Source organism: Anaerococcus sp. Marseille-P3625, from assembly GCF_900232825.1.
Lineage (GTDB): Bacteria > Bacillota > Clostridia > Tissierellales > Peptoniphilaceae > Anaerococcus.
In genome coordinates, this window is record NZ_OCTP01000011.1 from 737,553 (window position 1) to 754,013 (window position 16,461).

Consider the following 16,461-nt stretch of genomic DNA (forward strand, 5'->3'; position numbering starts at 1 on the left):
TTTTTATATATATTATTAAAAAAGCCTATAAAGCTAAAAAAAATACGCTAACGTTTGCAAATATTTATCGATCTTTTGAAATATGAGGTTTTCTTTGTTAGGAAAACTATTTTACTTTTACAAATATTAAAGTTTGTTTTTCTCGCTTTCATTGTTTTTCAAGCTATCTAGCTGAAATCTTTCTTGCAAATGTTTTCTATATCGACCTAATCGTTTTATATATTTTTAGAATTCTCTGGTCAATTTCCCTAAATTTCTCTTGGATATATATAAATTTTCTTGGAAAAAAATAAATTTATTAAGGAAATTTGATTTTTATTTTGCAAATAAAAAAACACAAGTTTGAATAATTTCTCCTAAACTTGTGTATATTTTATATTATTTTTCATTTTCTAAATGTTTTTTGGCGTATTTTAGAAATTCTTCCATTACTTTTATTCTGGCGTATTTCTTATCGTTGCCTTCAATTATTATCCATGGGGCGTAATCGGCATTGGCCCTATCTAGCATTTCATTCATGGCTTTGATGTAGGAGTCCCATTTGTCGCGATTTCTCCAGTCCTCATCGGTTAGTTTGTAATTTTTGTCTGGGTTTTTTTCACGATCTTTAAAACGCTTGTATTGCTCGTCTTTATCTATTACTACGAAAAATTTTAGTATTAGACTGCCATGGTTGTAGATATTTTTTTCCATGTCAAGAATTTCTCCGTAAGCCCTGTCCCACTCGTTGGTTTTGGCAAAGCCTTCTACTCTTTCAACCATTACTCTGCCATACCAGCTTCTTGAAAATATGCCCATATAGCCATCTTTTGGCAATTTGTCGTAAAATCTCCATAGGTAATTTCTGTCTAGTTCTTCCTTGGATGGAGCAGAAATTGCATGAACGGTGTAAAGTCTCGGGTCAACTTTTTTTATAAGCCTTGATATTGCGCCATCTTTTCCGGCAGCATCAACTCCTTCAAAGACTAAAACTGTCGATATGTCTTTTTTGTAAAATTCAAAGAGAACTTCTCTAACTTCTTCTTGGAGTTCTTTTTTCCTTTCTTTGTATTCGTCTTTGTCAAGTTTTTTATCTAAATCTATATTTTCTATGATTTTCGCATCTTTATCATAGGATCTTTGGGTGTTTTGACTGTTGATTCTTTGGGTTGATACTCGTTCAATTCCTATGGTTAAGGCTTCTAGCATTTGAAATACTGCCGTTTTTGAAGCTTCTTTTAGGTCATCGCTATCGATTATTATCCAAGGAGAAAAAGGAAAGTTTGTTTTTTCTAGGATATTTGCCATGTGCTTTTGGTAGGCCTTGTAATTTTTGTTTTGATTTTTGTCGTTGGCAGATAGGTAAAAACTTTTTTCGTTAGATTTTTCAAGTTTTTCTATGCGATCTTTTTGCTCATCTTCGCTTACATTTAGGAAAATTTTGATGATTATGGTCTGATCGTCATAGAGAGCTTTTTCCATATTTTCAAGGGAATTGATTTCTTCGTCAAGATTTTTTTCATCTACTTTGAGATTATCGAAAAGCTTGTAGTAAAAAGACCTGTCGAAAAACTGCATGTGACCTTTTCTTGGTGCATGCTCGAAAAATCTTTTGGTAAAAGGAAATTTGCTATCGTATTCTTCGTTGGTTTCAAAGACTTCTACGTCAAAATATTTGGGATTTAATTCTTCTGTAAGGGTGTTTATCACATAGCCCTTGCCAGATGATTCAAAGCCATCAACCATTACAAGAACTGGAATTTCAAGGTTTTGGCAAACTCTGCTTATTCTTGCAAGTCTTTCTTTTAGATCTTTTGTGCTTATATCTTCGTAAGTTGCTGTATTTTCTATTATCATAATTTGCTCCTTTTATGATTTGTACCCAATTATAGATTTTTTATAAAATATTTATAGTTTATTTATAAAATATTTTAAAATTTTAAATTTTAAGCGTAATTATCTAAGATTATTGGTCAAAAGCCTTAAATTGTCTAAGATAAAGCTTGAACTTATGAGCATATATGCATATAATATTTATAAATAAAAACTATATGTAATGCATATATTTTAATTAAATACATTATGTATAAGATATTTTTACTAACTAATAGTTTTAATTTATAAGTTAGTTAGATATATTATTTAAGAAAGAGGTATATTATGGAATTTACATTAAAAGAAAAAGCTTCTAAGGCTCTATTTTCCAAAGCATGTGATCTTTCTTTTAAAGCTATAAAAAAAGATCCTGTTAAGGGGATGGAGGAGATAAGTTCAGTTATAGATAAATTTCTAATGCCAAAATCCAGCAAGGAAAATAGTGCAAAAATGGCTATTGGCAAAATTAGAAATGAATTTGCTAATCCAAATTCCAAATGGGCATCTTTTGCCGAGGATATGGTTAATGATGTTGATAGTCATATCTTAAATCAATTTGCAGTTACTGTTGGCTACAATGCTTTTTATAGGGGCAATGCAATTAGAAATAAGTTGCAAGAAGAATACGATTGCAATATTCCTTGGACAATTCTTTTTGACCCAACTTCCGCTTGTAACTTGAAATGTTTGGGTTGTTGGGCAGCTGAATATGGTTATAAAAATAATCTTACCTATGATGAAATGGCAAGCATTGTAAGGCAAGCCAACGACTTGGGTTCTTATTTTTTCATTATGACAGGTGGTGAACCACTAGTTAGAAAAGATGATATTATAAAATTGGCAGAAGAATTTAACGATTCAGCCTTTCATATTTTTACCAACGGAACTTTGATCGATGAAGAATTTTGTAAGGAAGTTAGGAGAGTTGGAAATATCTCTTTTGCCCTAAGTATCGAAGGAAGCGAAGAATCCACCGATGCTAGAAGGGGAGATGGAGTTTATCAAAAAGTTATGGATGCTCTTAGCTTGATGAAAGAAAACAAACTTTTGTATGGAATCTCTGTTTGCTATACTTCAGCTAACTACAAGCAAGTAACAAGCGATGAATTTATGGAAAAAATGGTAGATAAGGGTTGCAAAATCGCCTGGTTCTTCCATTATATGCCAGTGGGAAACGACGCTGACGTAAGTCTTCTACCAAATCCTAGCCAAAGAGAATATGTTTATAAAAGAGTTAGAGAAATAAGATCTAGTAGCTCACCACACAATATTTACACCATAGACTTTCAAAATGATGGTGAATATATCAGAGGTTGCATAGCTGGAGGAAAGAATTATTTCCACATAAATTCTCAAGGCGACATGGAACCTTGCGTATTCATCCACTATTCTGATTCAAATATCAGAGAAAAAACCATACTTGAAGCTTTAAAAAGCCCTCTATTTATGGCTTATCATAGAAATCAACCATTTAATGACAATATGCTAAAGCCTTGTCCAATGCTTGAAAATGCAGGCAAGCTTACAAAAATGGTAAAAGAAACCAATGCCAAATCGACAGATTTAATCTCACCAGAAAATGTAGAGGATTTGGAAGCAAAATGTAGGCCTTATGCGAAAGAATGGAACAAAGAAGCCGACAAACTTTGGCAAGAAAGACTTTTGGAAAAAGAAAAGCTAACAGAATCAGAAAAAGAAAATATTAAAGCATAATAAAAGCTACTAGGTAAAATCTAGTAGCTTTTAAATTTCTAAAAATTTTTATTTCTTAGGCAATTTTGCCTTTTTGTCTTAGTCTATAAGTATTAATCAAAGCTGCAGTTGCATCGCCTGTGATATTAAGAGTTGTTCTACCCATATCAAAGATTCTATCGATACCAGCTACAAGAGCTATACCTTCAACAGGAAGTCCTACTGATTGAAGTACCATAGCAAGCATTATCATACCAGATCCTGGTACACCAGCTGTTCCTACAGATGCAAGAGTTGCTGTTAATACTATTGTCATCATTTGTCCAAGACTTAAATCAATTCCATAGCAAGAAGCAATAAATATTGCACAAACTCCTTGATAAATAGCAGTACCGTCCATATTGATTGTAGCGCCAAGAGGCAATACGAAACTTGTTACGTCATGATTAGCTCCTAAGTCTTCACAACATTTCATATTAATTGGTAGTGTTCCTACAGAAGATGCTGATGAAAATGCAAACATCATTGCAGGAGCCATGCCCTTGAAAAATTTAATAGGACTCATATGAGCCATTGTTTTTACTGTTGTTGAATAAACAACACCTGCGTGAACTATGTAAGCAAGATAAGCTACTAGTAAAACTGATGCCAAAGATCCTATGATTTTTGGACCATTTTCTGCAATAACTGGTACTAGTAAGCAAAATACACCGATAGGTGAAAGTCTAATAATAAGTTCCATTGCCTTCATAAATATAGAGTTTAAAACTTCGACTCCTGCAATAGCCTTATCTTGATGTTCTTTTACAATTAAAAGAATTGAAATACCAACTACAATAGCTGCAACGATTATCTGAAGCATATTAGCTTCTACCATTGGAGCTAGAAAGTTTTTAGGGAATATATTTACAATTGTATCCATAAATGAAACTTCGTTTTGTACCTCAAACTCCAAGTTTGTAGTAGCTATAACTGGGAATACATTTTTAAATACGTTAGCAAATATTAAACCGATAACTATAGCAAATGCTGTAGTTAAGAAATAATAAACAATTGTGAATATTCCGACCTCTCCAACCTTTTTGATATCTTTCATAGATACGATACCACCGATAATTGAGAAAAATACAATAGGGGTTACTATGAATTTGATTAGGTTAAGAAAAATATCCCCGAAGGGTTTAATATAAGTTCCTAAAAATTCTGATTGACTTTGAAAAACTAAACCTAAAACTATCGCTAAAATAAGAGCAATAAAAATATTTCGAGTTAAGTTTGATTTTTTTGCTAGCTTTGTTTCTGTCATAAGATCCTCCTTTTTTTCTTATACATATATCATAAACCAAAATTCAAAAAAAGAAAACCTTTTTTCACAAATAAATCAAACAAAAAACCATTATTTTTGACAATTCTTATGAGGATTTGGTAAATTATAGAAAAAAACATTTGCTTGATAAATAATTATCTAAATTTTCTATTATTACAAGAACAATTCTATTAATTCTTCTAGTTTATTAATATTTTTTAATAAATTTTTGTTTATGTCGTGAAGTTTTGAAAAAAAGTCTTTAATATTGTATTTTTCATATTCGCTAGGCTTAACTGCTAGCAAGATAACAATATCCACATTTTCTTCTTGCCAAAATATTTCTTTTTTTAGTCTTAGAAATGATATGGAGGATTTTTTGATAAAGGCTGGATCTCCATGGAGGAGAACTATCCCATTGCCAATTTCTGTAGTTGCTATTAGCTCTCTATATAAAATGCTTTGCTTATAGTCTTTTGTGGTATAAGAAAGACTTTCTAGTTTATCTGCCAAAAAATTTATTACAGATTTTTTACTTGGCAAATTATCTTCTATGAAAAATAATTTTTCGTCAAATAAGTTGATATAGTCAGCTTTATTTATTTGATTGGTGATTTTTTCAAAATCAATCTCGCTTAAAGTTTCAGGGATTTTGATATAATCTCTGTCCATTAGGTCAAGGGTTGAAAAAACAATGTAATCATCATAATTTTCATTATAGAATTGGCTGATATTTATTGGCTTATTAAATTTGATCCATTTAATATTTTCTTCCAAGATGGCCTGGATATACCAAGAAATTCCAACACCATAATTACAAACTATAACGCCTTTTAGCTTCTTGTCTATGGTTTTTTCTATGGTTATGATATAAATTACAATGTAAGCTACTTCTTCTTTAGGGATTTTTATCTGGTTTTGCTGGTTAAATTTATCTGTTATATAAATTACTTCGTTGTAATAATAAGGATAATTCTTTTTTATGGATTCATAGAGAGGATTGTTGATCTTTTCATCATTGGAAAGTCTTATAAAACTTTCTTCAAGATGTTTTTTTAGACTTGTGATCTTTTCCTCGTCTATGTCAAAAATCGGATCTCCTATTTTTTCAAAGTGGTCTTTTAGGGCTGCTATAAGCTCTACGGCCTTTGTTTTTGCAAAATCTCTTATGAGAAGATAATCTTTAAGGTTTATTTTCTCGTAGACTTTTATGAAATAAATTATAAGTTTTTCATCGTCTAAATTAAATTCTCTTAAAATTTCCTGAGTTTTTTTGGCATAGGAAAAATAAAAGGATTTTTGATTTTGCTTATAGAACTTTTCATCAAATTTGTCCAAATTTTTTAGGTAGATAAGGTGAATCAATAAAGTTTCATTGATTTTTTTATCAAGTTTTAAGTCCCTAATTATTCTATTTGCAAGTCTTTGAACTTGATTTATTGATGTTTTTCCATAGATTTTTTCCAGATAATAAGTTTTATCCTCAATTTCTAATAGCAAATCTCTTTTGTATAGGTCTATGGCAGATTTTTCACCAATTATTTCTATGCCTGAATTTTGCTTTGTTTCTATGCAAATATTATATAAAGACATATCCGCATTTATCTCTTCTAGCATATGGGATAATTTGTTGTAGCTTAGGTAATAATTTTCCATCAAATCTCTTATAGTTAGATTTTTTTTAGTTAAAATATCTGTGATTATGTCAAAATCTACATTTTCTATCTTTATATCAGAAGCATTTACTTCTAAAAATATGCCTTTGCCATAAATTTTATCCAATTTATAGGCAATTTTATTATTTTCTAAGTATTCTTTAATCCTATCCAGAGAATTGTAAATGGTTCTTTTTGAACAAGCTAGCCTTTCTGATAAGTCATCGCTTGAAAGATAGGACTTTTCATTTATTAATATTTCTAATAATTCTTGGTCTAGCTTGTTCATTTTATCACCTCATAAAAGTTTTATAGTCTTTATTGCACAGGCTTTTATAAAATCGCCATCATCTTTTCTTATTTCATCCGCTTTTAAATACTCTACGTTTTTATGGGATAAATCAAAATCAATATCTCTATCTCTATAAGGGTTATAGAGTCTTAATATTAGCTTATCGTCATATTGGCAAAGTTTTAAGGTGGAGAAAATTGCATTTTTGGCTTCTAATAAGGAGTAAGATTCTGGATAAGTTTGATTTTTGCTAAGAACAAAATAATCAGTATTATCGTAAATTTCTCCAGCCTGATAGGCTATAGGCTTTGTTAGGAGTTCTTTGGAGATTTGGTGGATCTTATAGTAATCATTTTCCATATCGCCTATATAAATTGTCGAAGAAAGCTCCTTATTTAATAAGGCATGTCCCATTTGAACCTCAAATACTCCAGATGCTCTGCCCGGTCTATCATTTAGATCGGCTTTTCCTAGATAAGGTGTGGACCTAAAGAGACTTAGGGCAATTTTATTTTTATCTAAAATTTCGTATTCTCTTACGCCATTTGTTATCGCGTAGACGGTTTCTGGATTATCTAAGGCTGCAAAAGAAATCATAGGTTCAATTCCTCTTGGCTTTTCATCCCAGCCATCTTCTTTCCAAGTGTCAAATTTCTCGTAGTCGATATCTCTTAAAATCGTTCCAAATTGTTGGTCAGCTATCGATTGATTAGTTTTAATTTTGCTATCAACTATAAGTCTATCCCTATGCTCGATCGCATTATTTAAAGTTTTATAAGTTATTTCTATATATTTTTTATTTTTATATAAAACTAGAGATACTTTTGTTTGAAGCTTTGTATCTAAGATTTTTTGATCTCTATTTTTCAAATCTTTTGGAATTTTTCTTGTCAAATCATAGGAAAGTTTTTGGAATAAATTTCCCTTAATGACTTTTAGATTTGAAACTTGACCTTCTGAAATCTTAAGATCAGAGTTTGGGCTTGAATAGTCGTAGCTATCACCCTCATCTCCATTATCTTCAAAATAAATTTTATTGATATTGCTATCGCCTTTTACAAGAATTTGACCCTTTTCGTCAACAGAAATCTTGTAATAGTCATTTTCTATAAAATCATCCTCGCTAATCTTAGGCTCTTTAGATTTTTCGCTAGTTTCAATTACTTGGTAGCTTTGATAGCCCATTGGAAGAATTTCATCATAGACAATAAGCTCTACTTTATAAATCTTGTCGTATTTTAGTAAAGAGCTTTGACTTTCGTTATTTACGCCAATTTCTTTGATGGATTTGGCTAAAATAGTCGGATCTTCCTTTTTTGAAATTATATCATAAGCTATTTCTTTGCCAGCTCTTTTGATTATAAAGTTTTCATATGGAAGGCGTATTTCACATGAAACATAGGCATTTCTCCTATTGGCAAGAGTATTGTAAATTTGGAAGGAAAAATTCTTTGAATCAATTCCATCGCCAATTTTTCTCATTAGCAAATCTCTTAAATTGTCGGATAAGTCAAAGGCTGTATCGTACCTATTTTCGATAAAATAATTTGTCTTATCGGAATTGCACATACCTATGGAATCGTGGGCAGAATTTAATAGCAAAAGCTTGTAGCATTTTTCTATTAATTCTTTTTCATATCTTATGCCCAATTTATAGGCAATAGAACTTAGAGGTTCAATAACTTCCGCTAAGAATCTCTCCAAATTATTGTGCTTAAATTTTAGATCTGCTCTGGTTGAAAATATGCTCTTGTGAGTTCTGGAATGTTGGCCAAAAGTAAATTCTCCCTTGTAAGTTTCTAGATCTTTTATATTTGCAAATACGTCATCTAAGGCATCTTCAAGAGTAGAAATTTCTATATGGTATTTTGAGTTTTTAATTATTTCTGGCAAATTTTTCCTAATAGGCTTTTGATCTTCGCCGTTAAATAAAATATATGGCTTGGAATTGCCAAAATCTTCAAGTTTTTTTACCAAGCTTTCAATGTAAGATCCGTCATCTTCATTTGGCGGATAAGCCATAATCCCATAATGGTAGAGGTTAAAGGTTTTTATTTCTTCTCCGCTTGGGCTTATCCAATTAAATTCTCTTTTTTTGATAAGATGATCAGCAATGCCACGTCTAAAGAAAGCATATTTTAGTCCCATTTGCGAATAAATTAAAGGCAATTGCTCGCTCATGCCAAAGCTATCGGGAAGATATCCGATACTTTGATATCCTCCCAAGCTTTTTGAATCTCTCATGCCAATTAGTAGGTTTCTTATCAAATTTTCACCGCCGATAACAAGTGTATCGGATTGGGTGTACCAAGGGCCTGTAATTAATTTTTTATCTTTTATTAATTTTATAAGTTTTTCTTTTTTTTCTGGTCTAAATTCTAAATAATCATCTATAATAGATGTTTGGCCATCTAAGAGAAAAGATTTTATGTCGTCATTTTCTGATAGATAATCAATTATTTCGTCAAAATCGGCTAAGGAATATATCAAAGACCTATGATCTGTAAAATACCATTCCTTATCCCAGTGAGTATGAGCAATTACTTTGATATCGCTCATCCTTCAACCACCAATTTACCTTTTTTGATTTGATTATTTCTGTAAAGGATATTTACTATAGCAATGAAAGCTGCGCCAACTAAAATTCCTCCAACGTAAGCTAAAAGATTTTCTACTAGTGGCCAAGCCCAAATTGCAGATTCTGGGAACCATTGAACTGCACCAAGAACTACTGCAAACAAAGCTCCAATTAGAGATCCTATCATATAAAGAGGAACTGTAAAGGCTGGATTTTCAAGTGCAAAAGGAATTGCTCCCTCGCTTATGCCCATGAAAGCCAAAAATATTGAAGTTTTTGCTGCTTCTCTTAGTTGTCTATCATAAACTCTTCTTTTTACTATATATTTATCTAGTAATGCAGATAGGCCAAGGCCTATTGATGGGGTAACAATTGCAATTACTCTAGCTGTAAGTGGCATAATTTTATCTACTGCAAGACCTGTAGCTACAAAGCCTGCTGCTTTATTAACAGCTCCACCAAGGTCAAAGGCAGTTGTTAGAGAAAGTAAAATTGCATATGCGATACCGCCTGATTTGCCTGCGCTTGTTAGTAAGTTTTTAACAGCTTCGTTTAAGCCTGCGCCAATAGGTGTAATTACATAAATCATTAAGAACATGGTAACTAATACTGATACCAAAGGAATTAAGAAAGTCGTCTTAAAGGCCATCCAATTGTGGCTAACTTTTATTTTTTCATTTAAAAATTTAACAAAATATCCAATCATGAAAGCTATTAATAAGCCACCAAAAAATCCAGAAGGAGCAGGAGCAACTGGTGCATAAGCTCCATCAACCATATTTAAGGTTTCTATAGGGTTATTGGCAACAACACCACCGATAAAACCGCATATAAGGGCAGTTTTTCCACCTATGGATTGGGCTGTGAAGGCTGCAAAAATTGGAATTGCAAAGCCAAATAGTTTAAAACCGAAGTTTTGTAAAATATAGGCAAATTTTAGTAGTGTTTCAGAGCTTCCTTGATATGAGCCGCTGTTGATGGCATCGACAATTGACATTGATGGATCGATTTTCATAAACATATATGGAATAAGTTGAGAAATAGCTCCCAAAAGTCCACCCATGATCAAAACTGGAATCATGTAGGAGATTCCTGTCATCAAATGTTTTTGAAATTCGCTAAATTTTGAGTTAGATGATTTATTTGAAATTGATGATTTATTTGTAGAAGTATCAGAACTTCCAACTCTTCTTTTAGTTACTGCCATTTTTTCCTCCTATTTAATACCTAAGTCCTCTTCTATATCGTCAAAGACAGTTTTTATATCTTTTATAGCTTCAGATAATGGAACTTCGTAAATTTCGTAGCCTTCAAACCTATCCATGTGTTGTGGAGTGATGGCTGTTGATAATAATATGATATCAGCATTTGCTATATCTTCGCTTGTAAGTTCGTTTTTGATTCCATCTGAGCCTTGAGTTTCAACTTTTGTTTCGTAGCCTCTTTTTTTTGCTTCAGCTTCCATGGATTCTGCTGCCATAAATGTATGGGCAAGACCCATGGTGCAAGCACATAAACCAACAAATTTTTTCATATTATTCTCCTATATCCTTTAATTTTTCATAAATTTCATCTTTACTTGCAGTTTCTAGAAATTTGATAAATTCTTTATCTACTAATTTTCTAGATAAGTTTGCCAAAGTTTCGATGTGCTCTCCGCCCTCTGATTTTGAAAAAATACCAATTACAATTTTTACATCAACACCTTCCCAATCTATCTTTTGTTTAAGTCTTAGAAAAATGATGGTATTTTTGTTAACATAAGAACTTTTGGCATGGGGAATAGCCAAAGGTTCAACAAGGGCTGTTGACATTATCTTTTCTCTTTCCAAGAGGTCATTTTTGATTTTTTCACTATCTGAAGCAATATTAAGTTCTTTTGCTTTTTTAGATAGAAAATCAAAAACCTGATCTTTGTTAGTTAAATCAAGATCAGTAATAACGTTTTCCTTATCCATGATAATCGCCTCCTTTTTATCATTATAACACTTTATCTAATTATATAAATTTTTATTTTTGCAAAACATTGTGCAAGTTTTGAAATTATTAGACAAAGAACGATTTTTATATTTGCATTTACTAAATCGTAATTTCAAAAATATTTGACAAATGAGATTTTTTTTTATAAAATATTGAAGATTTGAGATAAATTAAGGAGGAAATAATGGAAAAGAAGAAAAAAATTTACAATGTTGGCGATGAAATTCCAAAGTCCTTGCTTTTGCCTTTGGGCTTGCAACACACTTTTGCCATGTTTGGAGCATCTGTTTTGGTTCCAATTTTATTTGGCATCGATCCTGGCATTGTGCTTTTGATGAATGGAATCGGTACTTTACTTTTTATTTTTGTTACTAAAGCTAAGGCTCCAGCTTATTTGGGTTCTAGTTTTGCTTTCCTTGCACCAGGTCTTGCCATTATCAAATCTCAAGGATTTGAGTACGCCCAGGGAGCTTTTGTCGTAGTAGGTCTTTTAGGATGCCTTTTGGCATATATTATTTATAAATTTGGCACTGATTGGATTGATATTGTTTTACCACCTGCTGCTATGGGTGCAGTTGTTGCTTTGATCGGCTTTGAGCTTGCTTCTAATACAATTTCAGGCGGAGCTATTGGGGCAAATATTATGACTGATACTGTTAGCTCAACAGACTGGTTGGTTTTTCTTGTAACTTTGATGACTGCGATTTTAGGCTCTATTATGTTTAAGGGATTTTTCTCAACTATTCCTATTCTTATTGCTATTATTGTCGGCTATATTGTAGCTTATTTTTCTGGACAAGTTGACTTGACTCCTGTTAGAGAAGCAAACTTTTTTACCCTTCCACATTTTCAAATGGCGAAATTTTCATCTGAAGCAATTTTTGCCATGCTTCCAGTTTTGTTAGTTATCACATCTGAGCATATCAGCCACCAAGTTGTTACCAGTAACATTGTCGGAAACGACTTATTAAAAGATCCTGGCCTTCACAGATCAATTTTTGCAGATAACTTCTCAACTGCCTTATCAGGACTTATCGGTGGCGTTCCAACAACAACTTATGGAGAAAACATTGGAGTTATGGCTATAACAGGTGTTTATTCAGTAAAAGTTATTGGCGTAGCAGCTGTTATTTCAATACTAATGGCTTTTATCGGACCACTTTCAGCCTTGATTTCTACCATTCCTGGAAATGTAATTGGCGGAGTTACATTCTTACTTTATGGAATGATCGGTTCAAGCGGAATCAGACTTCTAGTCGATCAAAAAGTCGATTATTCAAAATCAGATAATTTAATTTTGACATCAGTAGTTTTTATAGCTGGCTTATCAGGACTTTCAATAAAATTTGGCAGCATCCAACTACAAGGAATGGTGTTATCATCAGTAGTTGCCATTATACTATCCTTGCTAATTTATATAATCAAAAAAGCTGGATTGTCAAATTTGGAGTAAGATTTGTTGGAAAAAAGATCTCTTTTAGAGGTCTTTTTTTGTTGGGATTTTTTATTTTTAGTGTCTTTTATGATATACTAATTTTAATTTTTTTCGTTCCTATTCGGGGGATAGGCGCTAGGGGTTAAAAGCCCGTCCGGCTACTGGAGGACAGACCCCTTTTGCCACGAAAACCCGCTTACCCTTTTTCTACAAAAAATCGCTTTTTCAAAGCTTCCTCGTGCTACCGCACTGATTTTTCGGGATAAACTAGCCGTCCGCTTCCTACAGGACCCAAAATCAATGGGCTTTTATCCCCGCCGCCACTGCGTGGGGCAAAAGTTGTAGAAGTTTGCTTCGCAAATTCTTTTTTGGGTAGTGTTTTCACATATTTTAATGCGAATTCTTGGCATGTTGAGCGAACGGAGTGAGTTGAAACATCTCTTGGTATTTTCTTAAATATAAAAAGATTACCGTCTTTTATGAGATCTTTCGACTTCGAACATCTAAAGATGTTCTCCGCTCAAGATACCAGGGGGATTAATATAATTTTTTAACTGATACTACTATGTATAGCACATTAGTGTAGTTTGTTCTTTTGAAGATACAGGAAATTAAAATGGCTCTTTTTCTCCACAAAAAATCCTCCTATTCTTAGGAGGATTTTCTTTTATATTTCATTGTTTTCTTCGTTATTTTCTTCTTTGATGTCTTCTTGATTATTTATTGGTGGGAATTCTTCTTTTGGTTTTTCTTCTTTTTCTAGGTCATTTAAGTTTACGTCAGTGTTTTCTTTTATTTCATTTTCACTTGTTTGACTTTTATTTTTCCTATTTAGGATTTCCATGAATTCTTCACCTGTTATGGTTTCTTTTTGCAATAGATAATCTGCTATTTCGTGGAGTTTGTCCATATTTTCTTTTAAGATTTCAATTGCACGCATGTGGGCAGCTGAAATTATTTTTTGAACTTTTTCGTCTATTTTGTTGCCTGTTCCACTTGAAACAATTAGTCCACGTTCTCCACCTAAATATCTACCTTGAATTTGTTCAAGTTGCATGAAGTCAAAGTCTTCGTCCATTCCGTATATTGTTACCATGGATCTAGCCATAGCTGTGGCACGTTCTATATCGTTACTTGCGCCTGTGGTTTTGGTGTTAAAGACTAATTCTTCTGCACTTCTACCGCCAGCGTAGGTACAAATTTCATCAAAGAGTTCTTCTTTGGTCATTATATATTTTTCGTCTTTGTCAACTGTCATTGTGTATCCCAAAGCTCCACCAGTTCTTGGTACGATTGTAATTTTGGTTACTGGAGTCTTGTGGGTTTGAATTGCTGCTACTAGGGCATGGCCAACTTCGTGGTAGGCGATAATTTTCTTTTGATCGTCAGAAATAACCGCATTTTTCTTTTGTTGACCTGCTATTACAACTTCAATTGATTCTTCAAGGTCTTCTTGGGTAAGTTTTTTTCTGCCTTCTCTTACTGCACGCAAAGCACCTTCATTTACTATGTTTGCAAGGTCAGCACCACTTGTTCCAGCTGTTCTTGCTGCTATTTCTTCATAGTCGATATTATCTTCACGTTTGATATTTTTAGCATGAACTTTTAATATGTCCTCACGACCTTTTTTATCTGGCAATTCAACTTCAACTCGTCTGTCAAAACGACCCGGACGGGTTAAGGCTGGATCTAGGATTTCTGGTCTGTTGGTTGCAGCTAATAATACTACTCCCTCTGTGGCATCAAATCCATCCATTTCATTTAGTAATTGGTTTAGGGTTTGTTCACGTTCGTCGTTTCCTGAATAGCCTGAAACATCACGTTTTTTACCTATGGCATCAATTTCATCTATAAAAACTATACAAGGAGCTTTTTCCTTGGCTTGTTTGAAAAGATCACGCACCTTGCTTGCTCCAAGACCTACAAACATTTCTACAAATTCTGAACCAGAAATTATAAAAAATGGAACGCTGGCTTCTCCTGCAACTGCCTTTGCCAATAAAGTTTTACCTGTTCCAGGAGGTCCAACTAAAAGAACTCCCTTTGGAACTTTGGCTCCAATTTCCTTGTATTTGCTTGGATTATGAAGAAAATCTACGATTTCGTATAGGGAATCTTTGGCTTCTTCTTGTCCTGCTACGTCTTTAAAAGTTTTGCCAGTTTTATTTTCCACATAAACTTTGGCATTGGATTTGCCAAAATTCATAAAGTCTGGGCCACCTCTGCCACCCATAGTTTTTGATAGGGATCTTGAGGCAAAAACAAATATTCCCCAAAGGAAAAGTAAAGGTAAAACTGAGGTTAAAAATAGGGTCAACCATGGATTCATAGTAGTTTCTATTTCTTTACCAAAAGTTAATTTGTCATTTCTTTTTTTGGCCTTCAATAATCTTTCTGTAAGGTCTGTATCTTCCCAAAGGCCAGTTTCAAAAGTTTTTTCCTTGCCATCAACTTTGGCCTTGAAGGTGTATTTGGTTTTATCTTTGAATACTTCGGTAACCTGATCATTTTCAATCATAGTTACAAATTCGCTGTAAGAAGCTTCTTTGGCCTGATCTTTAGTTGTTATTGGGCTTAGAGCATAGCGGATAACTACAAAAAGTATTATCGCTACTATCCAATAATACAGAAGGGGCCTATTTGTCTTGTTCTTTTTTTTATCCATCTATAAACCACTCCTTGAAATAAAATTATCAAGTAGTTGATCCAAAGATTTTAATTCATCTATTATTGTTTGTAAATTTATATCTACTTCATTATTTTTGAATTCATTTCTTAATTTGTACAAGTAATCTCCAACTTTAACAGCTGCTTTTTCGCCGTTTTTGGTAAGCATTACATTAACTACACGTTCATCTTCTTCAGATCTAACTCTTTTTACAAAACCTAATTTCTCCAATTTTTTGCAAATGTTTGAAATATTGCCACCTGTAACTCCTATGGCCTTGCCTAAATTTCCTATGGAAACTTCTTTGCCATTTGAATACAAAGTTATTAGCATCCTTAATTGTAAGGTTGTAATGCCCATTTCTTGGGCAGTATCTTGCAATAAAATATCTATCTTATGAGAAATTTCTCTAATCATTGAAAATATAGTGTTGTTAAATTCAAAAAAATCAATATGCTCAGTTGTCATATTTCCTCCTTATGTAAAACTAATCTATAAGATGTATTTTACAGATTATTTTAATTTTTTCAATAAAAAAATACTATTTTTAAACAAGACTTACAAAAATAGTATTTAATATTTTAAAGTTTTGAAATTTATAATATTTTCTATAAATTACCTATAAATACTTGCTCAAAGCTTCTTCTAGGACATCTTTAGCTTGAAATCCTACCAAAGTTTGTTTTAAAACTCCATCTTTAAATATCATAAGTGATGGAACTGCATTTACATTGTATTTGCCTGCTATATCTTTTGCTTTATCGACATCTAGTCCGTATATATTAAACTTATCTTCCAATTCTTCAAGGACTGGCTTTTGCATTTTGCATGGTCCACACCATGAAGCATTGAAGTCTACTAGGCATAGCCCACTACCATTTTCTATTTGGTCAATAAATTCTTTTGAATCTAATTCTTTCATTTCTTTCTCCTTTTGGATAATTTTCTAGGACAAATCAAGCAAAATTTTAGTCCGTTTAAATTATATATTTTCCAACTAA

General features: G+C 32.5%; 12 protein-coding genes. 2 read left to right on the forward strand and 10 right to left on the reverse strand.

The window, feature by feature from the left end; all coding sequences use genetic code 11:
• Window positions 1-378: 378 nt before the first annotated feature.
• Window positions 379-1,836 carry a hypothetical protein gene (locus CS884_RS08745; RefSeq protein WP_099321457.1) on the reverse strand — a complete coding sequence of 486 codons (1,458 nt, stop codon included), beginning with the start codon at window positions 1,834-1,836 and terminating at the stop codon, window positions 379-381.
• A gap of 303 nt (window positions 1,837-2,139) precedes the next feature.
• Here CS884_RS08745 and CS884_RS08750 point away from each other — a divergent pair, with 303 nt between their 5' ends.
• Window positions 2,140-3,567, forward strand: a complete 1,428-nt coding sequence (locus CS884_RS08750; protein ID WP_099321458.1) for a radical SAM protein — start codon at window positions 2,140-2,142, stop codon at window positions 3,565-3,567.
• A 55-nt stretch (window positions 3,568-3,622) separates the two neighbouring features.
• Here CS884_RS08750 and CS884_RS08755 read toward each other — a convergent pair whose 3' ends face one another.
• The 6 genes from CS884_RS08755 to CS884_RS08780 all read right to left on the reverse strand — a co-directional run bounded on the left by CS884_RS08755 (window position 3,623) and on the right by CS884_RS08780 (window position 11,335).
• The gene (locus CS884_RS08755; protein ID WP_099321459.1) at window positions 3,623-4,852 is read right to left on the reverse strand and encodes a dicarboxylate/amino acid:cation symporter; all 1,230 of its coding nucleotides are present in this window, start codon (window positions 4,850-4,852) and stop codon (window positions 3,623-3,625) included.
• 174 nt (window positions 4,853-5,026) lie between these two features.
• Window positions 5,027-6,796 (reverse strand): transcription antiterminator, encoded by a 1,770-nt coding sequence (locus tag CS884_RS08760; RefSeq protein WP_099321460.1) that lies wholly within the window; start codon window positions 6,794-6,796, stop codon window positions 5,027-5,029.
• Between the two features lie 9 nt (window positions 6,797-6,805).
• A complete protein-coding gene (locus tag CS884_RS08765) occupies window positions 6,806-9,358 on the reverse strand; it encodes a glycoside hydrolase family 38 C-terminal domain-containing protein (RefSeq protein ID WP_099321461.1) in 2,553 nt (850 codons plus the stop codon).
• A complete protein-coding gene (locus tag CS884_RS08770) occupies window positions 9,355-10,584 on the reverse strand; it encodes a PTS fructose transporter subunit IIC (RefSeq protein WP_099321462.1) in 1,230 nt (409 codons plus the stop codon). Before CS884_RS08770 ends, CS884_RS08765 begins: the two co-directional genes overlap by 4 nt.
• A gap of 9 nt (window positions 10,585-10,593) precedes the next feature.
• Window positions 10,594-10,911, reverse strand: coding sequence for a PTS fructose transporter subunit IIB (locus CS884_RS08775; protein ID WP_099321463.1), 318 nt, complete (start codon window positions 10,909-10,911; stop codon window positions 10,594-10,596).
• A 1-nt stretch (window position 10,912) separates the two neighbouring features.
• On the reverse strand, window positions 10,913-11,335 hold the full coding sequence (locus CS884_RS08780; protein ID WP_099321464.1) for a PTS sugar transporter subunit IIA: 423 nt from the start codon (window positions 11,333-11,335) through the stop codon (window positions 10,913-10,915).
• Window positions 11,336-11,541: 206 nt separating this feature from the next.
• Between CS884_RS08780 and uraA the strand changes: the two genes are divergently transcribed.
• On the forward strand, window positions 11,542-12,810 hold the full coding sequence (gene uraA, locus CS884_RS08785) for a uracil permease (protein ID WP_099321465.1): 1,269 nt from the start codon (window positions 11,542-11,544) through the stop codon (window positions 12,808-12,810).
• Between the two features lie 649 nt (window positions 12,811-13,459).
• On the opposite strand, the gene ftsH is transcribed toward uraA, so the two are convergent.
• The 3 genes from ftsH to CS884_RS08800 form a co-directional block, all read right to left on the reverse strand.
• Window positions 13,460-15,457: an ATP-dependent zinc metalloprotease FtsH gene (ftsH, locus tag CS884_RS08790; RefSeq protein ID WP_099321466.1), complete on the reverse strand. Its 1,998-nt coding sequence runs from the start codon at window positions 15,455-15,457 to the stop codon at window positions 13,460-13,462.
• Window positions 15,458-15,928, reverse strand: coding sequence for a MarR family winged helix-turn-helix transcriptional regulator (locus CS884_RS08795; protein WP_099321467.1), 471 nt, complete (start codon window positions 15,926-15,928; stop codon window positions 15,458-15,460).
• A 151-nt stretch (window positions 15,929-16,079) separates the two neighbouring features.
• Window positions 16,080-16,382: a co-chaperone YbbN gene (locus CS884_RS08800; protein WP_099321468.1), complete on the reverse strand. Its 303-nt coding sequence runs from the start codon at window positions 16,380-16,382 to the stop codon at window positions 16,080-16,082.
• Window positions 16,383-16,461: the final 79 nt, after the last annotated feature.